General features: G+C 67.9%; 21 protein-coding genes and 1 pseudogene. 11 read left to right on the plus strand and 11 right to left on the minus strand.

The features are described 5' to 3' along the window. Positions 1-2: 2 nt before the first annotated feature. A complete protein-coding gene (locus OOK07_RS24115) occupies positions 3-2,006 on the minus strand; it encodes an ATP-binding protein (RefSeq protein WP_266798402.1) in 2,004 nt (667 codons plus the stop codon). A 1,224-nt stretch (positions 2,007-3,230) separates the two neighbouring features. Between OOK07_RS24115 and OOK07_RS24120 the strand changes: the two genes are divergently transcribed. Together OOK07_RS24120 and OOK07_RS24125 are read left to right on the plus strand one after the other, a co-directional pair. Next, positions 3,231-4,238, plus strand: a complete 1,008-nt coding sequence (locus OOK07_RS24120; RefSeq protein ID WP_266798404.1) for a UPF0158 family protein — start codon at positions 3,231-3,233, stop codon at positions 4,236-4,238. Next, positions 4,214-4,309: pseudogene (locus OOK07_RS24125) on the plus strand (IS982 family transposase); the annotation flags it as partial. The gene OOK07_RS24120 and the pseudogene OOK07_RS24125, both read left to right, overlap by 25 nt. Before the next feature lie 24 nt (positions 4,310-4,333). On the opposite strand, the gene OOK07_RS24130 reads toward OOK07_RS24125, so the two are convergent. From OOK07_RS24130 to OOK07_RS24155, 6 genes are all read right to left on the minus strand, one after another. Beyond that, the gene (locus tag OOK07_RS24130) at positions 4,334-5,515 is read right to left on the minus strand and encodes a hypothetical protein (RefSeq protein ID WP_266682849.1); all 1,182 of its coding nucleotides are present in this window, start codon (positions 5,513-5,515) and stop codon (positions 4,334-4,336) included. Between the two features lie 196 nt (positions 5,516-5,711). Then, entirely contained in the window at positions 5,712-5,864 is a 153-nt protein-coding gene (locus tag OOK07_RS24135) for a hypothetical protein (protein WP_266798406.1), read from the minus strand. Between the two features lie 271 nt (positions 5,865-6,135). Then, entirely contained in the window at positions 6,136-6,555 is a 420-nt protein-coding gene (locus OOK07_RS24140) for a PIN domain nuclease (protein ID WP_266682851.1), read from the minus strand. Continuing rightward, positions 6,555-6,809, minus strand: coding sequence for a type II toxin-antitoxin system VapB family antitoxin (locus OOK07_RS24145; RefSeq protein WP_062049103.1), 255 nt, complete (start codon positions 6,807-6,809; stop codon positions 6,555-6,557). The genes OOK07_RS24140 and OOK07_RS24145 overlap by 1 nt, the downstream gene beginning before the upstream one ends. 866 nt (positions 6,810-7,675) lie before the next feature. Then, complete coding sequence (locus OOK07_RS24150) at positions 7,676-8,659, minus strand: acetylxylan esterase (RefSeq protein WP_266682852.1); 984 nt, start codon at positions 8,657-8,659, stop codon at positions 7,676-7,678. Between the two features lie 351 nt (positions 8,660-9,010). After that, positions 9,011-10,081, minus strand: a complete 1,071-nt coding sequence (locus tag OOK07_RS24155) for a LacI family DNA-binding transcriptional regulator (RefSeq protein WP_266798412.1) — start codon at positions 10,079-10,081, stop codon at positions 9,011-9,013. Between the two features lie 371 nt (positions 10,082-10,452). Between OOK07_RS24155 and OOK07_RS24160 the strand changes: the two genes are divergently transcribed. The 7 genes from OOK07_RS24160 to OOK07_RS24190 all read left to right on the plus strand — a co-directional run bounded on the left by OOK07_RS24160 (position 10,453) and on the right by OOK07_RS24190 (position 18,963). After that, on the plus strand, positions 10,453-11,721 hold the full coding sequence (locus OOK07_RS24160) for an ABC transporter substrate-binding protein (protein ID WP_266798415.1): 1,269 nt from the start codon (positions 10,453-10,455) through the stop codon (positions 11,719-11,721). Positions 11,722-11,807: 86 nt separating this feature from the next. Further along, positions 11,808-12,680: a carbohydrate ABC transporter permease gene (locus OOK07_RS24165; RefSeq protein ID WP_266682855.1), complete on the plus strand. Its 873-nt coding sequence runs from the start codon at positions 11,808-11,810 to the stop codon at positions 12,678-12,680. A gap of 34 nt (positions 12,681-12,714) precedes the next feature. Then, positions 12,715-13,656 (plus strand): carbohydrate ABC transporter permease, encoded by a 942-nt coding sequence (locus OOK07_RS24170; RefSeq protein WP_266798418.1) that lies wholly within the window; start codon positions 12,715-12,717, stop codon positions 13,654-13,656. Between the two features lie 40 nt (positions 13,657-13,696). Next, positions 13,697-14,554 carry a glycoside hydrolase family 43 protein gene (locus OOK07_RS24175; RefSeq protein ID WP_266798421.1) on the plus strand — a complete coding sequence of 286 codons (858 nt, stop codon included), beginning with the start codon at positions 13,697-13,699 and terminating at the stop codon, positions 14,552-14,554. A gap of 109 nt (positions 14,555-14,663) precedes the next feature. After that, positions 14,664-17,138, plus strand: a complete 2,475-nt coding sequence (locus OOK07_RS24180) for a carbohydrate binding domain-containing protein (RefSeq protein WP_266798424.1) — start codon at positions 14,664-14,666, stop codon at positions 17,136-17,138. Between the two features lie 251 nt (positions 17,139-17,389). Beyond that, positions 17,390-18,715: an alpha-L-fucosidase gene (locus OOK07_RS24185; protein ID WP_266682859.1), complete on the plus strand. Its 1,326-nt coding sequence runs from the start codon at positions 17,390-17,392 to the stop codon at positions 18,713-18,715. A 62-nt stretch (positions 18,716-18,777) separates the two neighbouring features. Continuing rightward, a complete protein-coding gene (locus OOK07_RS24190; RefSeq protein WP_266798427.1) occupies positions 18,778-18,963 on the plus strand; it encodes a hypothetical protein in 186 nt (61 codons plus the stop codon). Positions 18,964-19,340: 377 nt separating this feature from the next. Here the strand turns inward: OOK07_RS24190 and OOK07_RS24195 are convergent, their stop codons facing one another. Further along, positions 19,341-20,015 (minus strand): hypothetical protein, encoded by a 675-nt coding sequence (locus tag OOK07_RS24195; protein WP_266798429.1) that lies wholly within the window; start codon positions 20,013-20,015, stop codon positions 19,341-19,343. A 25-nt stretch (positions 20,016-20,040) separates the two neighbouring features. Between OOK07_RS24195 and OOK07_RS24200 the strand changes: the two genes are divergently transcribed. Further along, positions 20,041-20,553, plus strand: coding sequence for a hypothetical protein (locus tag OOK07_RS24200; RefSeq protein WP_266798431.1), 513 nt, complete (start codon positions 20,041-20,043; stop codon positions 20,551-20,553). Here the strand turns inward: OOK07_RS24200 and OOK07_RS24205 are convergent. Both OOK07_RS24205 and OOK07_RS24210 read right to left on the minus strand, forming a co-directional pair. Continuing rightward, positions 20,483-21,424, minus strand: a complete 942-nt coding sequence (locus OOK07_RS24205; protein WP_266798433.1) for an NAD-dependent epimerase/dehydratase family protein — start codon at positions 21,422-21,424, stop codon at positions 20,483-20,485. The two genes, OOK07_RS24200 and OOK07_RS24205, sit on opposite strands and share 71 nt — an antisense overlap. Before the next feature lie 11 nt (positions 21,425-21,435). Then, complete coding sequence (locus tag OOK07_RS24210) at positions 21,436-22,383, minus strand: ScbA/BarX family gamma-butyrolactone biosynthesis protein (RefSeq protein ID WP_266798435.1); 948 nt, start codon at positions 22,381-22,383, stop codon at positions 21,436-21,438. 153 nt (positions 22,384-22,536) lie between these two features. Between OOK07_RS24210 and OOK07_RS24215 the strand changes: the two genes are divergently transcribed. Further along, the gene (locus OOK07_RS24215; protein WP_266798437.1) at positions 22,537-23,175 is read left to right on the plus strand and encodes a ScbR family autoregulator-binding transcription factor; all 639 of its coding nucleotides are present in this window, start codon (positions 22,537-22,539) and stop codon (positions 23,173-23,175) included. Positions 23,176-23,211: 36 nt separating this feature from the next. Here the strand turns inward: OOK07_RS24215 and OOK07_RS24220 are convergent, their stop codons facing one another. Continuing rightward, a complete protein-coding gene (locus tag OOK07_RS24220; protein ID WP_266798439.1) occupies positions 23,212-23,364 on the minus strand; it encodes a hypothetical protein in 153 nt (50 codons plus the stop codon). Positions 23,365-23,411 lie beyond the last annotated feature (47 nt).

Consider the following 23,411-nt stretch of genomic DNA (forward strand, 5'->3'; position numbering starts at 1 on the left):
ATTTACTCGCCTTCGTTTGCGATGTCAATGCCTGTCAGTCCGGCGGCGGCTCGGGCCTTATTGACCATAGTGTGATCGAACTTGGAGATCTGCACCGGGACGATGTATTTTCCTGAGTATGTTTTCATCCGCACAAATCCGACGTCTTCTGCTCGGATGATGCTCGGAGTCCAGACCTTGAAATCGTAATAGTGCGCCAACTCGCGTGTTTCGTGGTCGGAGTTAAGATGAGAAATCAACCAATTCGAGGTATTCGAAAGCATGCGCTTGTCGACAGAAGTGACTTCTTGTGTTGCGTAGATCAGGCCCATTCGATACTTTGCCGCTTCCTTCGACAGGCGTACCCAGGGATCGTCAGCTACGTCGCGTCCGCCACGCTCGAAGAGGTTGTGCGCCTCTTCGACGATAATCTGCATGTCTACCGGCTCATGGTCGGCGCGAAACCGCTCGCTTGCCCGATTCAAGAGGTGGGTGACGATGCGTTCTGACATGACCTTTGCGACCTTGTCGTTTCCGCTTGAGAGATCGACGATTGCAAGTCGACCCGCCTGCATGTCGTTCCACAAGTGCTCACCGACGTCACCAGCAGAATTGGGGCCGTGGAATGGGCGGATGGTTCGAATGGATGAAGTCACACCCGTATATTTGTACACATCCCAAATGGCGCCGAAGTGGCAGTCTTTAGTGTCGTGCCACTTGGGAAAGTCGCTTTCCCGTTCTCCAACCCATTCGGCGAGTGCCAGCGCGCCTGCAGGGCTGAGGACGCGGTAACTCCCCGCTCGGCCAGCCTGTACAACAGCATCCGGATGGGCGGCCATGAAATCCGTCATTGGGCCTGACGGAGCAGGGATGACAAGGGATTGTGGCAAATTGGCGGCTTCGAATCCACACTTGGCTAGAAGGCCGTAAAATGCGACTGTAGTCCACCCCCAGCGGCTGTGCCTGCTGCGATCATTTTGATCGGGCTCAGTAAGGACTGCCGACCGGAAGCTTTTGCCGTAGTTGGTATTGACCGGTGCAGTGGCTTCGCTTACCAAGCTCCAAGCTGCTTCGAGTACCTCACGGTCATAGAAGTTGATACGAAGTGGCTGCTCCCGGCTGTCCCCAGCGCTGGGTTCGACCTTATAGATCCGCACAGTGCTTGAGTCGTCCCCGAGGAGGCGAAGGCCCGTGCGGTCTTGCTTATTTACGTTTGCGTACTCGCCTTGTGGATCAAAGATCAGCTGGCCGATGGAACGGCCATGTTCCGACCCATACTGGTGGACCGCTGTAACCAGGGTCTTGATAGTGTTAGATTTACCGGTTCGAGTCATTCCGAAAACGGCAGTTTTCCGACCGATGAAGTCAGAAACGTTGATATGGACCTGTGCCCGATCGGTGCCAGCAATGAGAGCCTTGCGCCGGGTGGCGGCGAATCGGACGTTACCGATCGCGAGGGCGTCTTTCTTGTCAACAGGCTCAGGGTAGGAGGCCAGCCATGACAACACCTCAGTGGACGGCAGGAATACTTGATAGCGAGCAGAGACAACCACGTTGTCGATGTCTGCCCCGTATTCAATATGGGCGTCGCGGGAATCTGCCTCAGTATAGAAGGTGCCCAGAACCTCGCAATCGAAGGCTGACTGCTGAAGTTCGTTGCGTGTCAGCACATCCGTTACGTCATCGAATCCGACCCCGGATGCGCCAGCATCGCGGACAACCGCCAGACGAGTTTGAATGAGCTCCGACTCGTTAGGCAGGGGCGCAGTGCCGCGGACTCGGAGCAGGATGACTTCCTGATCTTCGAGTATGAACCCAGAAGTCGTATTGTCGCCCGCGACAGCGAGGAGGAAGCCACCCCTTGGAACTCCGCCGGCCTTCTCCTTTTTGAAGTCATCGGTCAACACCACGGCCGAGTCGTAGTCGAGACGGTAGACGCCGCCGACCGGTACGCAGCCCCTGTTGACTAGCGCAGTCAGCGGCTTCTTGAGTTCGACCGACTGTGAGAGCCCCTCAGTGATGCTCACGCGCCTTGCCCCCTCTACCGGTCGCACAAGGCAGGGCGCGACCGCAGTGTGGTTGTGATCCAGAGTCACTCGGACGCTACACGGGGCCACTGACAAAAGTGTGCCGTATCAATGAGGTTGACGGCCACTCAGGTAGCGAGCTCGGAGCAGGGGTGCTGGGGGCTCGCACCGGAGGCGTACATGCTCGATCTGTCTCGAGAGTGTGAAGCCAGGGGCTACTGTGCCGCGAGTCCGGCGCGTGAGCGATGCGTGAGCGGACGGGTCAGCACAGGATGGATCGGGTGGGATGTTGGTGATTGCTATGCGTCGCTGACCTGGGGAAATAGGACGTAGCGGAACCGGACGACACCGGGTGGCCTGATCTTGCAGGCCCTCGTAATGCGTAGGTCTCGGGTTCGAATCCCGAAGGCGGCTCCATGGTGAACCCCAGGTCAGACCTTTGACCTGGGGTTTCTTGTATTCGTTGACCTTGGAATCCTGGCCAATCGGGCACTTGTGGTCTGCGCACTGCAATGCGTGGGTCGGAGGTTCATTTTCTGTGACGAGGTCGACGATCAAAGGTTCCGACCTGGTCTTTTACCCGCTCATAGGGGATGGATCACGCTGGCGCAAAGGGCTCCGGTGGACAACCGGTGGACAGCCGTGCGTGATGCTCCATCAGGAGACTCCCACTGCCCTTGTGTCGACGGGTGGGGATCCACAGGTCTCAGATGGAGCGATCGGCGTCGTGGAGACTGTCCCGTCCCGACAGCCCTCACATCCGGTTCGGGCATCCGTCGGTAGTCGGCCCCCTTGGGCCAGTCTCGGCGGCCGGGTATCCGACGGTGGGTCTTTCGCCAGTCGGTGGAAAGGGTTCTCGCATACCTCCGCACCCGGGTTCTCCGTCGCGTCCCGTTGTCGTGAAGTGTGCCGACGTCGCCGTCGGCACACCGATCGGATGAGCGAACCGCAGTCGTGCCGCGACAACACGTGACCGCACTCCTGGCGGGTAACTGGCCGCTCGTCCCTGGCCGCGTTGTGCGTCGCGGTTCGGCGGTAGCGTGGCGCGGCAAGGAAAGCATGGAAGCTGCGAACAGGTTGGGCGAAGTTCATGCGGATGCGGTTCGAAGCCGGGGCCGAGGAGGAGTTCGAGGCGGCGTGCGGGCTGCTGGTCGACCGGTTGGTCCGGTGGGCCGGGCAGCAGGGTCTGCCGGTGGACGGGTTCGTGGCCGAGGCGGCGCTGGATTGCCGGCACCGGGCGACGGCCGGCTGGGGCTGTGGGAGCCGCGGCATGTGGAGGAGTTGCTGCTTGGCTGGCTGCCGGAGACCATCACTGAACTTCCCGGGGAGGAACGCGGCGACGCACCGGGCACACTGCGTACGCTGCTGCGTTATCTGCACGCCGCGCGGTTGGCGGATCCGCGCGGCCCTGCACTTGAGGACTCCCTCGCAGCGGTCGATGCGGTTGCGGAGCTGTATCCGGGGGCGATGGCGGACCGTAGCCGCTGGGGTTTGGCGAAATTCTGGGCGACGGCAGCCGCCGAGCAGGGAGTGGATGTCCTGGACGGGGCGGCGTTGCAGCGGTTCGCGGAGCGTGCTCAGCGCGGGGAGGTCGCCTACGACCAGCAGGCCCTGGACATGGTCATGGAACGGCGGTTGACCGGCCGTGCTCTGTCCGGTGTGGCTCGGGCCGAGCCACAACTGCCCGTGGTGCTGCCCCCGGACGACGCACTCCGGGAGCGCGGCTTCCGGGGCGACGAGGAGTTGGCGGACCGGTTGCGCGCGGCCATGGGAGATGCGGCGATCCCCCTCCTGCGCCCGCTCGCGGTCGATCTCGAGATGCTGGCCATGCTGCTGGAGGCCGACCCGGCTGAGTCGGGTGGGCGGATCGATCTGTCCACCGGGGAGTGCTGGCCGGCGTTCACCGACGAGTTGGAGCCTGGGGCCGGGGGCGAGGAGGCGGATGATCCCGATCGATGGCTGTACGTGCCGGCTCTGGGTTCCCGGGCCGGTTACCGGGACATGGAGCTGTTCATCGACGGGCTCGGCGACGTCGCCCTCGCCGACCGGCTGCGGATCGCCATCACCGGTCGGGGCGCCTTCCGACGCTTCAAGGACGTCCTCGCCCGGGATGAGCGCGCCCGGCGCCGGTACCACCGGCTCAGCGATGAGCGACAGCGCGGCCGGGCCCGCGCCTGGTTGGTGGAGGAGGGCTATTGCCCCGCTGCGTCATGCAGCGCATCCTCGCGCTGACCGTCGCGATCTGGCACGACGACCACACCGGACAGCCGGTTTCGCGCTCACTGGCCGCCTGTGATCGCTGACCCCTTGGATTGGAATCTGTCATCTCAGCGGGGCGTCAGGTCGGCGTCGGTGAGGCGTCGCATCAGTGAGGGCTTGCCGCGGTGCTGCTCGCGCAGGTTGTCAAGGCGCCGGGTGAACTCCTCGGGGGTGCCCGCCCGGTCGTGGACCTCGCGGAGATCCTTCAGGAGGGTGACAGCGGTGTCATAGGGGCCGGCCTGCTTTTTCCCGATCAGGTTGGCGACGTCCTGCCAGGCTTGCTCGGCGTTCTCGGCCAGGCGGTCCAGGTGGCTCTCGCGGGCCAGATGTTCGGCCCGGCGGGCCTGGGCGCGGGCCTGGGCGCGGGCCTGTTCCTGCTGCCGGGTGTGCTCGGTGCGCACCTCGTGGGCGGCGTCGAGGAGCTCTGCGGCTGAGCGGCGCCGGGTGGCGGTGGACGGTTCGGCTGCGCTGTGGGACGCGGCGCGGTGACGGGCCAGGAGGACGGGCCCCGGCTGTGGGGCGGTGCCCAAGACCGCCTCCAGCAGCAGGGCGTCCTTCTCTCGTTGCGGCAGGGCGCGGATCCAGCCGGCGAGTGCGTCCTTGTCGATTGTCTGGGAAGGGGCGGCACTGCTGGCGCGGGCAGCCGCGGTGAGCAGGTGCGGGTCGACGCGCAGGAAGTCCGCCAGGGCCTGCTGCGGACCGGTGAGTTGGGCAAGGCCGGCCGGTACGGGCGGCTCGATCGTGGAGGTGTACTCGTCCTCGTCGACGTCCTCCTCCAACTCCCAGCGGGTGAGCGCGGAAAGCCAGGCAATATAGAGGGGCCGCAGGTCGCCCGCGGCGAGTTCGGTACGCAGTGTGGTGAACGAGGCGAGGGTGAAGGAGTTCTCGAAGTCCCACTCGCCGCCGTCCTCGGCCGAGTAGGCAAAGTCGAGCAGCAGATGCCCGTTCCTGGTCCAGCAGGTCAAGGCGTCTTCCGCGCAGTAGGGTTCGGCGCTGCGGGCGGACAGCAGCGCGGTGGGCAGGCGCAGCATCAGGCGCCGCGAGCCCCAGTTGGCGAAGTACAAGTGAGCGTCGTACAACTGCTCCATCAGTCTGCGCTCATCACCGCGGAAGTTGCCGTAGTGGTACTCGTTGACGAAGTGCGTCGCGCTGATCCGGGCCCGGCTCGACAGCGCCCGCACCTGCTCGAGTTCGTCCTTCGTCAACGATCGGTCGATGGCCTGGAACTCGTAGTACTGGTACTCGCTCACGGCCGTGCAGACTACCGCCGTGCGATGCGGCTCATGTGGCGGAGACCTGGCCCTGATACCCCCTGCGGCACCGTCGGGCCAAGAATCGGGCCGAGGACGGCGGGCCCGCAGGGGTCGGACGGAGGGCGGGGATGTAGTGGTGACACCGGGGGAACGGCTGGCTGGGCTCCTCGGCGAGACGAAGACTGCGGGGCTTTCAGCGACCGACTGTGACCGAGAGGTTGAGGCCGACGATGTCGCCCCTCTCTCTCGCGTCCCGTGAGCGCCCCACCGCCGCGGCGAGCCGGACGCGCAGGGCGCGTTCTGCTTCCAGGCGGGCGGCTCGGTCCTCCAGCGCCGTCGGGTCCATCCGCCGGATACGGAGCGTCAGGCCGGTGGCGACAACCCTCGACGCCGGCCCGGCAGGTCGAAACCGGCCGAGGGAGCGTTCGCGATCAGAAGACGGCGAGGGACAGTTCGACGAGTCTCCCCCCGGGGTCCGGTCCAGGCCCTGCGGGGATCCGTGCGGAGCCAGGCTGTACGGGGCGACCGGCGCGCCGACGCAGGTCGGCTGCCACACCCCAAGCAACCGCCCAGAGTGACACGGAACAACTCTTCGTAGGCGGAGAAGGCCGACATGGTCAGCGGTCGGCGCTGTCAGGCGGAACGACCCATTCGGTGGGTTGGCCGGTGAGGGAGGCGATCATGTCGAAGTCACCGTCGTAGTGGAGGACCGTTCGCCGGTTCAGTTCCGCTGTGGCGGCGATCAGCAGGTCAGGAAGGGACAGAGCGCGATGGAAGCCCGCGTTGAGGGCATGGCGCTGGATCTCGAGAGCGCGTGTGAAGGTGTCGTCGTCGGTGCGGAGGTAGTCGAAGGCGTGGAGCCAGGTGCTGATCCGTGTTGCTTCCGAGCTGTCCCGTGCAGAGTGGATCATCTCGAACTCGGTGGGCTGGCATACGGCGAGGAGGTAGCGCTCGTGCAGAGGCTTGAGCACCTCCTTGACGCTCGGCTTCGTCCAGCGGGCGAGGGCGGACTTGTCGATCAGGTAGCGGTCCTGCATCAGGCGGCCCGGCCTCCGTCGCGGTCGCCGTTGTGCTTGAGGGAGCCGTCTGCGTTGCGGGGCCCGGTGTTCTCGACGATCTCACTGAAGTCGAGCTCGCCGGCCTCCATGGCGTCGAAGCCCTCCTGCCGCAGGTGCCTCTTGACGGCGTCTTCCATGGCGAGGCGGACGGCTTTGGCCTTCGTTTTGGTCCCGAAGATGCGCATGGCCTCGGTGACCATGTTTTCATCGAGGTCGATGACGGTTCTGGCCATGTGGATGATCCTCTCGGCGATACTTTCGTCCGTGAAACGATACCATTCATTGGCGATGATAGATATCGTTTCGGTCGAAGGTCCCGTCGTGGAGGGAGGCCGCGGCGTTCATGGTGACGTGTCGCGCGGTCGCTCCTTGTGAGAAATGGACAGTCGTCCTCATGCCGGCTCCGCCCCCTGTCGGGGTTTCGCTAGAACCGATGGGGCGGCGGGATGCGGCCGACCAAGCGGCCCCGTCGGTGGACAGCCGATGGACAGACGCCTTTGGACGGTGCATCACGGGACGGCACGGGATAACCTGTCGCACGTGCTCTGATCAGGAAAAATGTCACCGGACAGCACGGCGAGACACGAGGCAACACGATCACTCATGGTCTCGTAATGCGTAGGTCTCGGGTTCGAATCCCGAAGGCGGCTCTGTGGTGAACCCCAGGTCAGGCCCCTGACCTGGGGTTTTCTTTGTTTCGTTGACCTTGGAATCCGGGCTAATCGGACACTCATGGTCTACGCATCGTAGTGCGTAGGTCAGTGCGTAGGTCAGAGGTGTGGTTTCCGTGACCGTATTGACGGTCTAGGTCTCTGACCTGCTCTTTTTCGTGCCATTGGGCGATTGGGCAAGCCCGCGCGAGGGGTCTCGGTGGACAGCCGGTGGACAGCCGTGCGTGACACGCCATCAGGGGAATGTCGCTGCTTCGGCCGACGAGTGAATTCACCTGTCTCCCATGGGGCGATCGGCGGTCGATGGGACTGTCGGGTGCTGCCAGATCTGGCGTCCTGCGTGGGTCCTCGCACGTTGGGTTGAAGTGACAGCGCGGGGGCCGACGGCGTTGCCGGGTGGGTGTGGTTGCCGGGCGACTGTCGGACCGTCAGCCCGACTTGGGTGCGAGACCCCGCTCGCGCAGCCACTCCAACTGCACCCGCGCTGAGGAGCCGTAGCCGCCGCCGTGGTCGGCGAAGTGCCAGACGCTGATGGCACGGTCCTCGCCCGCGTAGCGGTTGTAGGCCGCGTACACGGTGGAGGGTGGGCAGATCGGGTCCATCAGGCCCACGCTGAAGAGCGCGGGGACGGTGGCGCGGGTGGCGAAGTGCACCCCGTCGAAGTAGGCCAGCGTGGCGAAGGCCGTCTCCACCTTCTCCCGGCTGTGGTGGCGCAGGTAGCCGGCGATCTCGACGTAGGGCCCCTCACCGGAGATGTCCGCCGCGCGACGGTAGTGGCAGAGGAACGGCACGTCCGGCATGGTCGCCGCGACCAGCTCGGATGCCAGACCCGCGACGGCGAGGGAGAGGCCGCCGCCCTGGCTGCCGCCGGCCACGATGATCCGCTCCGGGTCCACCCGGGGAAGCTGCGTGGCGGCGTCCACGGCACGGACGCAGTCCGTGATCAGGCGGCGGTAGTAGTGGTGGCGCGGGTCCTCGATGCCGCGGGTCATGAAGCCCTGCACCCACTGGGTGCCGGAGCCCTCGCCACGGTCGGGCGTGTCGTGGCCCTGTCCCCGGCTGTCCACGACCAGGTGGGCGTAGCCGGCGCTCGGCGGCAGCAGGTGGTCGGTAGGCAGGCCCCTGCCGCCGCTGTAGCCGATGTACCGCACGATCGTCGGCAGCGGCTCGTCCCCGCCCTTGGGCAGCAGCAGCCATGCGGCTACCGGTTCGCCGTTCCAGCCCGGGAACCGGACGTCGAAGACGTCGATGGTGGTGAGCAGCGAGTCGGGCACCGGCGTGACCGTCGGGGCGCCCGAGTGGGTGCGCGCCTCCGCGAGGGTCTGCTGCCAGAAGGCGTCGAAGTCCTCAGGCGCGGTGAGCTCTGGGCGGTAGTCGACGAGGTCCTCGTAGGGCTGGTCGGTCAGTGGCATGGTCGTCCTCAGGGAAGTGATGGCGATGATCAGTAAGCGGGTGTTTCCAGCACCCCGACCCCGTATCGGGGAAGAACGGCCATGCCGGGCGCCCCGGCCCACCGGGTGAACCCGGCACACGTGGCACCGGCGAGGGCTCAGCCCCGGCCGGGGGCAGCGAGAGGTAGCCACGGTGCCGCCCCACGCCCTGGGCGGCGTACTCGGTGCTCCCGTGACCGGCCGTCCGCCCAAGGGCCGCACCTGGGGCCGGCGCGGCAACTTCCTACACGTGGGGCGCCCTTCGCCCACGAGCCCGGACGAGCCCTTCGTTCCCGATGCCACGGCCGGGTGACAGTTTGGAGCGGAGGGCCGTCACCCGTTCGCGGACGCCTTTTGGGCGCCGCCCTCACGCCCTGCCTGGTTCGCGGCGAGCCGGTGCGGCATCGCAGGGTCAGGCCGTGCCGCCGCCGGGGGGGCGGTGGAGTTGCGCACCACGAGTTCGGTGCCCACCTCCATGTGCTCCATGAGTAGCCTCTGCCCGTCGATGAGGGACAGCAGCGCGCGGGCCGCCTTCTGTCCCATGTCGTGCAGCGGCTGACGCACGGTGGTCAGGCCGGGGAAGCTCTGCGCCGCCTGCGGGAGGTCGTCGAAGCCGACGACCGAGAAGTCGGCGGGCACGCTGAGGCCGCGCGCCCGTGCGGCGTCGACGGCGCCGAGCGCCAGCAGATCGGCGCCGGCGACGATCGCCGTCGGCTGGTGATCGTCGATCAGGCGCATGGCGGCGCGGAAGCCGCTGGCATAGGAGAAGTCGCACGAGGCGACGAGCCGTTCGTCGACGTCCAGCCCGGCGAGCCGCATCGCGTCCTGAAAGCCCTGGAAGCGGATGGACGTGCTCTCGAGTTCGTCCAGGCCGCGGAGGTAGGCGATCCGGGCGTGCCCCAGGTCGATCAGGTGCTGGGTGCCCAGGCGCATGCCGTGGTAGTTGTCGACGCTGAGACGGGGCAGCGGTACGTCCATGCGCCGCGGGTCGATGATGACGCAGGGCACGGTCTGCCGGCGCAGCAGCGCGACCGTCTCGTCCTCCAGGACCGGCGCGATCATGAGCATCCCGTCGACGAGGCCACCTCCCAGGAACTCGACCCGGTCCTTCTCCCGCACCGCGTCGTGGTAGGAGGCGTTGACGAGCAGCTCCTGCTCGGCACTGGCCAGCTCGTCAGCGACGCCGCGCAGGATCTCCAGCCCGTACTGGCTGGTCAGGTCCAGCGCAATCAGTCCGACGAGCCCGCTGCGTCCGGCCTTGAGGTTGCGAGCCGCGACATTCGGCCGGTATCCGAGCCGGCCGGCCACCTCCAGGACGCGGCGCCGGGTGTCCTCGGAGGCCCCCGGCTTGCCGTTCATGACGTTGGACACCGTCATCGCGGAGACGCCGGCCCCCTCAGCCACCTGCGCGATGGTCACCCGCCCTGCCACCCCTTGCCCCCCTCTGTCCGCCGACCACTGTCAGGCTCCAACCCGCCTGCCGGGTCCCGGACACTGTAACGATAAGGCTGGCCGATCGTCAACAAAACCGAGCCTGCATGCCAGGAGGACCGGCGATTTGGACCATCAGGTCGAGCACGGAAAGTTACGTATAGATGTCACCCAAGTTTTGCGTTACAGTCCCGGCCATCGGTGAGCACCGTTCGCCGTATTGCGGGTCGACCGGCCCTTTTTTGCGGACATGTCAGCTGCACCTACCCGGAAGCAGGCTGACCGGTCCCCATCCTTCTGATCATGACGAGTCGGTTCTTCGCCGACGATGAGTGAGGTGTGCAATGAAGCGTTCCGGGAGATCTCTCGCGGTCGCCACCACGGTCGCCGCCCTGGCGATGTCGCTGGCCGCGTGCGGGGGCGGGTCGTCCGGTGCCTCCGGTGACGGCACGGTGACCCTCCATGTTGAGGCGTGGAAGGGCGGCGGCGCGGAGCCGGCGAACGTCGCGGAGATCAACAAGGCGTTCGAGAAGACCCACCCGAAGATCAAGGTCGACTTCGAGTACATCACGGCCGGCGACACCTACACGCAGAAGCTCCAGACCGAACTCCTGGGCGGCAAAGCCGGCGACGTCATCATGGCCGACACGGACAAGATGGGGAAGTGGGGTGCCTCCGGCTACCTCGCCGACCTGTCCAAGGAGGCCTGGGCGAGCCGCATAGCCCCGGACGCCAAGCAGTTCACGCAGGCGGACGGCAAGACGCTCGCCATGCCGATGGAGCTGATCGGCATCGGCATGTACGCCAACATGGACCTGCTGAAGAAGGCCGGCATCACCGAAGTGCCCGCCGACTGGCCGACGTTCCTGAAGGACCTCGCCAAGGTCAAGAAGGCCGGCATCAACCCCATCGCACTGCCCGACAAGTCCGGCTGGACCGGCGAGTCCGTCTTCCAGGCGAGCGGCTCGACCCTCGTCTACCAGAAGAACAAGCAGTGGGACGCCGACTTCCTCGGCGGCAAGACCGGCTTCGACCCGGACTGGAAGGCGCCCCTGCAGCAGTTGAAGACCCTTGAGGACAAGGGGTACGTCAACTGGAAGAACGAACTCGGCGTCGACGACTGGTCCCAGGGCCCGCAGGACTTCAGCGCCGGCAAGAGCGCCTTCTGGTACCAGGGCGCGTGGCAGGTCTCCAACGTCAAGAAGGCCGGCTTCCCGGTCTCCTTCGCACCGTGGCCGGGCGGCGCCGCCGGCACCAAGCCCAACGGCATGGTCTTCTCCGGCACGATGTGGGCGGTCAACTCCCAGTCCCAGCAGGCCGACGCGGCACGCGAGTACGTGAAGTTCTGGTCGCAGAGCGAGAACCTGGCCAAGTATCTCGAGGCCGAGCACGCGGAGTCGCCGTTCACCGGTGGCACGACCCCGGAGAGCCCCGAGACGACGGCCTTCACCACGGCCTTCAAGGAAGGCCGTTACCGGATCATGCCGTCCAACACCTGGTACGGAAGCGCGGCCGAGACCGCGACCGGCTCCAAGATCCAGGCGTACCTGCTGGGCAAGGCGTCCGCCGCGCAGACCCTGAAGGACATCCAGGCCGGGGCGTCCGCCAAGTAACACATCCCGAAGCCGGCCGTGATGAGGGGCGGTAGGCGGCTCCTGACGCCCCCGCCACGGCCCATCCGGGCAAGAGGAGGACTCCCGTGTTTCACCGACGGCGCGCCACCATGGCCGCCTTCCTGCTCCCGGCGATCACCGTGTACGGCGTGTTCATGCTCTACCCGCTGGCCCGCGGGATCTATCTGAGCATGACCGACAGCCTCGGCGGCCCGATCGCGCACTTCGTCGGCACGGACAACTACCGTGCCATGGCCGACGACCCGAAGGTCACCGCGGCCCTATGGCACACCGTGCTGTACGCGGCGGTGGTCGTGGTCGTGCAGAACGGCCTCGGGCTGCTCTTCGCGAGCATGTTGTTCCGCCGTCCCCGGGTCCGCAAGGTGCTCAACGTCGTGCTGCTCACGCCGACGCTGATCTCGCCGGTGATGGCCGCCTTCATCTGGTCGTACCTGCTCGCCCCGAGCGGCGGCATCAACGTGCTCCTCGACCTGGTGGGCCTGCACGGCCTCACCCATGTGTGGCTCGGCGACACCTCCACCGCGCTGTACGCGGTGGCCGCCGTCAACATCTGGATGTTCACCGGCTACTCCTGCGCGATCTTCCTCGCCAGCTATATGAGCATGCCGGCCGAACTGCTGGAGGCGGCCGCCCTGGACGGCGCGCGCGGCTGGCGCCGCTTCGTCAGCATCGAGTGGCCGCTGCTCGCTCCCGCGCTCACCGTCAACGTGACGCTCAGCCTCATCGGCTCGCTGAAGGTCTTCGAGTTCCCGCTCGTGCTGACCAACGGCGGCCCGGCCGACGCCACGGACACGCTGACCCTGCTCGTGTACCGCAACGTCTTCGGCGGCGGGAAGTTCGCCTACGGCGTCGCGCTGTCAGTCGTGCTCCTGGTGACCGTGGTCGTCCTCTCCAGCGCCACCTCCTCCCTGCTCCGCCTCCGCGAGCGACGTATCTGACGGGGTCGCCCCCAGGAACTGACGGATCGCCACCATGACTTCCAACATCTCCGCGCCCCCGACCGGACCCCGGCCCCCCGCGCACGCCCGCAGGAGCTCGGACCGGCCCTCACCCCGCCCCCGTAGGACACCTTCCGGAACGCCGCGCATCACGCTGCGCCGCCTGACCGGCGGCCTCGGCACCGTCCTGCTGTGCCTGGGCACCGTCCTGTTCGTCCTGCCGTTCGTCTTCACGGTCGTCACCTCGCTGCGCACCGCGGCGGACGTGGCCCGCTCCCCGCTCGGCATCCCGCACTCGCTGACCCTGAAGAACTTCACGAACGCCTTCAGCCAGATCCACTACGGCCCCAGCACCCTCAACACCCTGCTCATCACCGGACTGTCATGCGCGGCCATCACCATCATCGGCTCGCTCGCCGCCTATCCGCTGGCCCGGATCACCCAGCACTGGTCCACCACCGTGTACCGGCTGTTCATCCTCGGTACGTCCGTTCCGGTGTTCGTCGTCGTAGCGCCGCTGTACCTGCTGATGCGCGACCTCAACCTGCTGGACACCTACGCGGGCGTGGTGTTCATCTACACGGCCCTGAACCTCCCGGTCGCGGTGTTCTTCTACACCAGCTTCATCCGCTCGATCCCGGGCGACCTGGAGGAGGCGGCCGCGCTCGACGGCTGCGGCGCCCTGCGCACGTTCTTCACGATCATCCTGCCGCTGCTCCGGCCGGTCACCAGCACCCTGCTGACGTTCATCTCCCTGCAGATCTGGAACGACCTGCTCGTTCCGCTGGTGTTCCTGCAGGACCCCGGCAAGCGGACGGTCATGGTGAACGCCTACTCCTTCATCGACCCGCACACCGTGCAGCCGACCACCCTGTTCCCGGCCGCCCTGCTCGGAGTGCTGCCGCTGCTGGTCATCTTCGTCTTCTTGCAGCGCCAGGTGGTCGCCGGCATGTCCGCCGGCGCGGTCAAGTCGTGAACCACCTTCGCTCCGACGTTCCGGAAGGACCCTCCCACCGATGTACGTGGTCTCCTACTTCACCAGCGCCGACGAGGCCCTGCATCTGGCCTACAGCCACGACGGCGAGGAGTTCAGGACGGTGAACGGCGGCCGGCCCGTTCTGCGGGGCACGGTCGGCACCGGCCGGCTGCGGGACCCGTTCATCGGGGTGGGCCCCGACGGCCTGTTCCATCTGCTGGCCACCGACGGCTGGACGAGCCCCTCCATCGTCCACGCCACCTCGACGGACCTCCGCACCTGGTCGGAGCAGCGACTCATCCCGGTCATGGCCGGTGTGCAGGGGGCTCACAACGCCTGGGCTCCGGAGTTCTTCCTGGACCGCGCGACGGGGCTGTACCACCTCATCTGGTCGTCGGTCGTCGAGGCGGGCAGCACGGCCGAGGGCCGCAACTTCGAGTACGTCAGCCAGGACCACCGCATCTGGCACTGCACCACCGAGGACTTCAGGACGTTCTCGGCCCCGGCGGTCTTCTTCGACCCGGGTCACTCGGTCATCGACGCCACCGTGCACGAGCTGGCCGAGGGCGGATTCCTCATGGCCTTCAAGGACGAACGCGGCACCAACGACCCCGCCACCGCCCACAAGGACATCAATGTGACCACGTTCGACACCCCCGGCGGTCCGTACTCCGCCCCCACGGGGCCGGTCACCCCCTCACTCGTGGAAGGACCGTGTCTCTTCCGCCGAGGAGACGAGTGGGTCATGATCTTCGACCATTTCCTGGAGGGGAGGTACGGGGCGGTCCGCAGCAAGGACGGCGTGGACTGGGAGCCCGTCCCCTTCGCGCCACCGCCTGGCATGCGCCACGCCTCCGTCCTCGCCACATCCCTCCCGACATCACTGTCAGCGACCTGAGCGTCGCCACGGGTTGCGGGCGGGCCGCTTCGGCGCCCGCCCGGCGTAGAAAGATCCGCGCCGCAGCCCGCGGCGCGGAGGACACCGTCACCCAGCAAGGAGCGTCGCAATGAAGCGCCGCAGAGCAAACCGCCCGATACACCGGGCATCCCGCGTCCTCACCCTGCTCGCCATCCTGGCGGGCGTCCTCGTGCTGCCCGCCCAGGCCGCCATGGCCGCAGGCACCACGTACTACGTGAACTGCTCGGCCGCCTCCAACGGCAACGGCACCCAGGCCAGCCCCTGGAACTCCGTCACCAGCGTCAACAACACCTCCTTCGGCGCGGGCGACAGCATCCTCTTCGCCGCGGGCACCACCTGCACCGGCCAGCTCACCCCCCACGGCTCGGGCACCTCCGGCAGCCCCGTCACCATGGGCGCCTACGGCACCGGCGCCAAGCCGGTCATCAACGCGAACGGCGCCACCGGCCCCGTCATCCACCTCCTCAACCAGCAGTACTGGGAGATCGGCGGCCTGGAACTCACCAACCCCGCGGCCTCCCCGGACTACCGCTCCGGCGTCCTCGCCGAGAACAGCTCCGGCGGGATCCTGCACCACATCCGGGTGCACGACATGTACATCCACAACATCAGCGGCTGGTCGGCCGGGTGGTACTCCACCAACGCCGGCGTGGGCGTCCAGACCGACCACACCACCCCCGTCTCCACCTTCGACGACGTCGTCGTCGAGAACAACACCTTCGACCACGTCGACCGCATCGCCGTCGCCGTCACCCCGGACGGGAACGGTCAGGGCACCGGCCTGACCACGCGCACGGTCATCCGCGGCAACACGATGACCTACGACGGCGGCGACGACGTCCTCGTGGTCAAGGGCAGTGGCGCCCTCATCGAGAACAACAAGGCCGGCCACGGCGGGCTGAAGAGCACCTGCCCGCCCTCGGGCCAGGTCTGCAACCGAGCGTCCGCGGGCATCTGGGTGGCAGGCAGTCAGGACAGCGTGATCCAGGGCAACGAGGTGTACTGCCAGGCCAACTTCCAGGACGGCCAGGCGTACGACGTCGACTGGGGCAACCACAACACCACGATCCAGTACAACTACAGCCACCAGAACCTCGGTGGCTTCCTGCTGGTGATGCCGGCCTCCTCCTCCAGCCCCAGCGAGCCCACCGCGACCGTGCCCAGCGACGGCACGGTGGTGCGCTACAACGTCAGCGAGAACGACGGCTCCAACTCGGGTTGCCCGGAGTCCGGCACCTCCAACCACGCCGACTCCATCATCGACATGCCCGGCAACATCCCGAACAAGAGCGGCAGCAGCGGCATGGCCCCGCTGTTCTACAACAACACGTTCTACGTCAGGGACGGCCTGGGCACGCAGATCACGGGTGGCCGCGGCAGGACCAGCGTCTCCGGGGCCTGGTCCTTCGAGAACAACGCGGTCTTCAACTACGGCTCGGGCGGCTACCTCGCCACCGGCGCAGGCTCCGTCTACTCGAACAACCTCTTCTACGGCCGGCACCCCTCCTCCGAGCCCGCGGACGCCGCGAAGGTCGTCACCGACCCCGAGTTCCGCAACCCGGGCAACGCGAACACCAACTCCTCGTACGCGGGAATGGACGCCTACCAGGTCCACCCCTCTTCCCCCGTGGTCCGGGCAGGGGCGGTCATCAGCAACAACGGCGGCCAGGACGCCTTCGGCAACCCGGTCTCCGCCACGGCCGCGCCCAACATCGGCGCCTACAACGGCACCGGCGGCAACCTCGTGGCCAACGCCGGCTTCGAGACGGGCTCGCTCAGCCCGTGGACCCTCGGCGGCAGCGGATCCTCCGTGGTCACCTCGAACGCCCACACCGGCACTCACTCCCTGCAGACCGGAGCCTCCGGCAACGGCGCCAACCAGAACCTGACCGGGCTGACCCCCAACACCACCTACCTGCTCACCGGCTGGGCCAAGGTGGCGAACGCCGGGGAGACCCTCGCCATCGGCGTCAAGAACTACGGCGGCACCGAGACCTTCACCAACGTCGCCACAACCTCGTACTCCGAGGCCGCCGTTCTGTTCACCACCGGCTCCACCAACACCACGGCCACGCTGTACTGCTGGAAGAACTCCGGCGGCACCGCTGCAGGAAACTGCGACGACATCGCGGTGGAACGCGTCTCCACCCCTGCAAACCTCCTGACGAACGCCGGCTTCGAATCCGGCTCGCTCAGCCCGTGGACCCTCGGCGGCAGCGGATCCTCCGTGGTCACCTCCAACGCCCGCACCGGCACTCACTCCCTGCAGACCGGAGCCTCCGGCAGCGGCGTGGAGCAGGCCACCGGCGGTCTGTCGTCCAGCGCCACCTACCTGCTGACCGGCTGGGCCAAGGCCGCAGGCGGCAGCGAGCAGGTCGCCCTCGGCGTGAAGAACTTCGGCGGCACCGAAAGCTTCTCGAAGGCCACCGGTACCGCCTACGCCCAGCAGCCGATCTTCCTCACCACGGGAAGCGGCAACACCTCCGCCACCGTCTACTGCTACAAGAACTCCGGCACCTCCGCCGGATACTGCGACGACTACACGCTGATCAAGATCTCCTGACCGTCACCGGCTCACCAGGAAAACCCCTCCCTCGGGCGGGCCGGCTCGCCCGGCCCGCCCGAGGGCTCCCCGGCCACAGGGCCTCCCGGGCGCAGTCGAGGACTGCTTGCTGAAGAGGGAGCTCCGAGAGGTGCGCACACACCGCACTACCTCCGACTGCCGATGTCCCAGGTCGCCGCATCCGGCGCCTCCTCGCCCCCAGTGTTCACGGTTCTTCGTCTAACAAATCCGATGTATCGGGAGTTTCAAGCATGAACGAGTTCCCTCTGAGCGGTCGGCTGGTCCCTGAGTGGTTCACCGACGCCAAATTCGGCATCTTCATCCACTGGGGCGCGTACTCGGTGCCGGCCTGGGCCGAGCCCATCGGCGCACTCGGCGACGTCGACCCCGATGTGTGGTTCAAGCACAACCCGTACGCCGAGTGGTACTGGAGCACCATCCAGATCGAGGGCAGCCCCGCCCAGGAACACCATCGCACCATGCACGGCGGGCGCCCCTACGACGAGTTCCTCGACGCCTGGAAGGCCGAGCTCTTCGACCCCGCGGACTGGGTGGAGCTGTTCGCCCGGGCGGGTGCGCGCTACGTCGTCCCCACGACCAAGCACCACGACGGGATAGCCCTGTGGGACGCCCCGGGCACCGGCACCCGCAACACCGTCCACCGCGGTCCACGCCGCGACCTGATCGCCGACCTCGCCGACGCCGTCCGGGCCCGCGACCTGCGGTTCGGCGTGTACTACTCCGGCGGCATCGACTGGTACGCCGGACGCCGGGACCCCGTTCTCCACGAAGACCGGATGGACGATGGGAGGCCCCATGAGGCCGCCTACGCCGCCTACGCGCACCGGCAGGTCCTCGACCTGATCGAGCGGTATCACCCCGCGGTGCTGTGGAACGACATGGGCTGGCCCCGAGCGGGCCGGGCCGAACTGCCGGCGTTGTTCTCGCACTACTACGCCACCGTGCCGGAAGGCGTGGTGAACGACCGCTGGGACAGCGCCCACGCCGACTACCTCACCAGCGAGTACGAGCTGGACCGGGCCAACGAGGGGGCAGCCTGCTGGGAGAACACCCGGGGAATCGGATTCTCCTTCGGCTACAACCAAGTGGAAGGCCCCGAGCACATGCTGGATCCGGCAGGCGCCGTCCGCCTGCTGGTCGACGTCGTCTCACGCGGCGGGAACCTACTGCTCAACGTCGGTCCGAAGGCCGACGGCACCCTCCCGCAGGAGCAACGCGCCGCTCTGGAGGGCATGGCGTCATGGATGGCCTGCCACTCCGAGGCCGTGCACGCCACCAGGCCACTGGAACCAGGTTCCGCCGACCCGCAGGACGGCGGCCCCTGGGTGCGTTGGACCCGCGACGAGCGCCACGTCTACGCCTTCGTGGCCGACGTTCCTGACGGGACCGACGGGCATATCGTGCTGAAGGCGCGTCCCGGCCTGCTGGATCCGGATACGGCAGAACGCCTGGACGGCCAACCCGTCAAGGCCGAATCGGGACCGGAGGGCGTCCACGTCACGTCCGGCGGTCTCGACACGCCGCTGCCCACCGCGATCCGCTTCGCCGCACGGTGACCGACCGCTGACCCGGTCGACAGGCGGGTCCGGGGAACGGCCCGGCTCTGCGCACAAGAGCGGTGCCATGGCGGCGTGCGGAGGCGGCGATCAGGCCGAACGCCGGCTTCGAATCCGGCTCGCTCAGCCCGTGGACCCTCAGCGGCAGCGGATCCTCCGTGGTCACCTCGAACGCCCGCACCGGCACTCACTCGTTCTACAACCGGACTCTGACCAGCTCTGAGATCCAGACCCTCGCCGCCGGCTGAGCCGACGACGAGCCAGACGGTGCCCGGCCCGGTTCCTGGCGGCTCTCGGATCGGGCACCTTCCACCGTTCCACCGCCGAAAGAGCCGATGATGACAACGTCGCAGCCGAGTAGCACACGGAGAATAAGGACCGCGATGTACGTGAAGGGCTACCGCGTTGAGCCCGACGCGCTGGCCGTCCAGACCAGTCAGGGAATGTGCGGCCCTAGTGAGCGGCGCCACCCCCGACACCGCTCTCCGCTCCCTCGCCGAACGTGATCACCTCGTGGCCATCTACGTCCAACCGGCAGCAAGAACTATCCTGACGCGCTCGGGAATCTACGTAGGCAGCACTCGGGGAGATGTATTCGACACCTACGCCGGGCAAATCACAGTCGTCACCCCTGACTACGGAGGGTGAAGAGCTTGTCTTCGCGCCATCCGCGCCAGAATGTGCAGGAAAAGTGATCAGGTTTGGGATAAGCGATGGTGTCGTTGAAACGTTCATTGCCGGAGAACGTGACTGGGCGACCTTCTCCACCCCGTCTTGTGGGGTTCCCGAATAGAAGGTGGCTATCCCCCGCAGGACTGCGCCACCTGTCTGGGTAACGACGCTCGCCTCTGGCCCCGTGAGCCTGCCCGGCCACGAGAGCGCCGCAACCTGTTCCCCCCGGTACGACGGCTGCCAAGAAGTCATCCCAAAAGCGGTTCGCGACGGGCTGCGGCCCGCGCGAGGCGCTTGATGTCATCGGGCCATGCTCCGGTGCCGCATCGGCCTCGCTGATGCGGGCGAAGCCACGGTCCACGAGCCCGCCGGCGTCGCCCGCGCGGTGCCTGGCCGCAGCTTTGACGGCGCCGACCGCGCTGGCCAGGGCACTGGCCGGCCGCGACCACTCTCCCTCGCGGGCTTGGGCCGCCGGCTTCGCTTCGTCGTAGTCCACGTCGTCGGCGACGGACTGCGCGCGCACCGACAAGTCCAGTCGCCAGAACAGCAGCAGCTGCTCGAAACGGACGAACAGCAGGCGGCGGCGGTCGGAATGAAGGAAGTCCGGATCGCTGCTTACGCCTGCCACGGGGTGTACCGGTGCAGGATGGCTCTTGCCGGCGCCAGACACACCGGTCGGCCGTTTGGTGCCGGGGTGCAGGGCTCCCGACGTGCCGCTCGGCGGCCTTCCGCTCGTCCACGTCCACGACCTCCTCGAAGCGGGCCGGCCGGTGCTGCTCGTACTCGCCTCGGACGGCGCCTCGGCCGGCCGGGAACAGACGGTGGCCGGGCTGCTCGACGCGGCAGACACGTCGGCGCAGCCGCCCGAAGCGGACACCGGGGGGTGGCTGCGGGTGCTCACGGTGCCAGACCAGGAGACGGCGGATTCGGTCCGGGAGGCGGGTCACGACCAGGTGCGGCTGGTCGTTGATCCCACCGGGCTCGCCCACGACTCCGTGCGGATCTCCGGCCCGGTTGCCGTGTTGATCCGGCCCGACGGGGTCGTCGGGCGGGTGGTGCGTCCGGGGCCGGGGAACAGGAGCATCGCCCGCTGGGCTATACGGCGGTTGCTGCCGGGGTCAGCGTCCGGCGGTACCAGCTCCCGTGCTGGGCGAAGCGTTCGCTGAAGGCGCCCGGTGCGCAGTCGAGGTCGTGCCACAGCGGGTCGCCGTCGAACCAGTGGTCGGTGACCAGCATGTCCAGGTCGTGCCGCGAACCTCCCTGTGCCCGCAGCCACTCGTACGCCTCGTCGAGGGTCAGGTCCCGCTCCGGCCAGGGAATGGAAGCGGCCTCGCCGACCGCGCTCAGGACGGTGTGCCAGGGCACGGCTTCGGGGTGACAGGCGTGGTAGACGGGAGCGGTGAGCCGGTCGCCGGGTGCCAGGGCGGCGGCGACGAGGGCCCGGGCCAGGTCCTCGGCGGCGATCAGCGACACCCGTGCGCGCCAGCCCTCCACCGTGCCGGGCAGATTGCGCAGCAGCCGGGCCAGCGCGGGTGCCACCCGGGTGTCGCCCTCGCCGTAGACGAGGTGGGGGCGTACCACCGTGCCGCCGGCGGCCAGTACGGCGTCCTCGCCGGTGGCCCGGGTCCGCGAGGTGGCCGAGACCGGCGCGCGGTCCAGGTCCTGTGGCCGGGCCCGTGCGAAGGTGCCCCGTCCGTATACGGCGGCGGTGCTGAGCTGGACGATGCGGGCGACGCCGGCCCGGCGGGCCTCGGTCACGAGCGCGGCCGTACCGCGGGCGTTGACCGCCTCGCACAGCGCGTCCGGGCCGCCGATCTGCGAGGCGCAGTGCAGCAGGGCGTCGGCGCCGTCGCACAGACCGTGCAGCGAGTCGGGGTCGGTCAGGTCGGCGGGGACGATCGTCGTGCCCGGCGCGCCGCTCGTGCGCACCTGGCTGCGATGGGCCGTCAGCCGCAGGGTGAGGCCCCGGCGTTCGGCCTCGCGAACGACATGGCGGCCGATGAAACCGCCGGCGCCGGTGATCACCACGGTGGGCATGGTTCGACTCCTCACAGGGCCCGGCGCGGGCACAGGGTCACGGTGGCTGTGAAGACCGTCGCGCCACGCTGTGTGCCGCGCACGGTCGTCGGTATCCGGCCGTGGATGTCCGGTCGGCCGGGCTCTGCCTCTATCCAGCAGGGCGCGTCGAGTTCGGCGTAGCGCGCGAAGGAGCTGTCGAGTCCGACGGCTACGGCGTCGCACAGCCCGGTCGAGGCGTGCGCGGCCTGCCGGGCCGACTCCAGAAGCACCATGCCGGGCACATGGTCGACCGGGTGGTCGAAGAAGATCGGGTGCGCGGTGTCCACCCGCAGCTGCCAGCGGCGTGGGGTGCGCGGGTCGACGGCGGCCAGGACGACGTCGCGCGAGGCGGCCCTGCCGACGGTCTCCGGCGCTATGCCGATCGGCACCGGCAGGCTCGAGCGGATCTGCCGGTCGCCGCGCAGCCGCCGGTAGACGGACGGGCTGGTGCAGCTGAAGGCGGCGGCCGCCACCGCGAGCGGCAAGCCGTCGCGTTCCACCGTCACGCGGTACCCCAGGTTCGCCAGTTTCCCGCCCCGGCGGACGATGTCGTGGCACTCGGCTCGCAGCACGACCTCGGTCGGCGTCGGCCCGGCCGCGAGCCCCTCGGGGTCCGCGAAGAACGACATGTTCCACATCAGGAACTGGTGACCGAAGGGGACGCCGTACTCGGCGTGTGCGAGCAGTGCCCCGGTCTGGCGAACAGACTCCACCAGCAGGAGCGGGTCCTGGTAGCCGCCGGCGGGGACGAACAGCGCATGGCCGCGCGGCCACTGAGCCGTGACGGAGAAGCAGTCGGCGCTGTCTGCTTCCCAGCGGGTGAGGAACACCTCGGACACGGCGGCGCGGTGCACGTACTCGCTGGGCACCGTGGTGGTGAGCCGAGTGCTCCCGGTGGTGCGCTGATCAGGAACAACAGTGGTGATAGTGCGCGACATGCAAAGACACCTCTCTGCGGGCAGGGCGGACGACCGCTCCGGTGCAAAGTCCCCCTGCGCTGGCCAGCATCACGTTGCTGACCGCTAAGATACAGACAAGTCGGTTCGGTTCTTCATCGGTGACGCAATATCCAAGAGAACTTGAGGGATGGGATGGCTGTTCAGCGCCGGGGTGAGAGGTCGAAGCGTTCGATCCTGGAGGCGGCCGCAAGCGTCTTCGACGAGCGGGGCTACGACGCGGCGAGCACGACCGAGATCCTGACGCGCAGCGGGCTGACCAGGGGCGCGCTCTACCACCACTTCCCCTCCAAGGAGGCGATCGCCGCGGCCCTGGTGACGGCGCAGAGCGAGGCTCTGGTGGTCCCGGAGCAACCGATGAAGATGCAGGCGGTGGTGGACCTCACGCTGGAGTTCGCCCGCCGGCTGCGGACCGATCCGGTGCTGCGGGCGAGCGTGCGGCTGACCGTCGAGCAGACCTCGTTCCCCCACCCGGGCGTGACGCCGTACCAGCAGTCGGCCAACGCCATCCGCGGCCTACTCGAAGGGGCCGAGCGGCAGGGCGAGATGCTGCCGGGCGTGGACCTGGACGAGGTCACGCAGTTCGTCGTGGCCGCGTTCACCGGCGTTCAGTTGATGTCGCAGGTCTACTGCGGGCGCCAGGACCTGTTGGAGCGGGTGTCGACGATGTGGCGGCTGCTGCTGCCGGGCATCGCCACCCCGGGCATGCTCGCGCGACTGCGGACGACACTGCCGCCGTCGGGGGCGGGCGCGGAGGGCGACGCAGGGGAGTAGGGGCGTCGAGGCAACGGGAGGTGGCCCGGCCTCCTGTCACTCGTCGGGGTCCCGGGACGTGGCGGTGCCGGCGGCGGCCGGGTGGACGAAGAGCGGACGCAGGGTCCGCCAGATGCGGTCGGACGTGGCGGGCGACCACCAGGTCGCGTCCGTGTGCCCCAGCGACTCCAGGCCGGCCGCGACCGCCATGGAGAGGTCGGCCAGGTCCCGCCCCTCGGGCCCCGGGGTGCCCGGGG

Source organism: Streptomyces sp. NBC_00078 (assembly GCF_026343335.1).
Classification (GTDB): Bacteria; Actinomycetota; Actinomycetes; order Streptomycetales; family Streptomycetaceae; genus Streptomyces.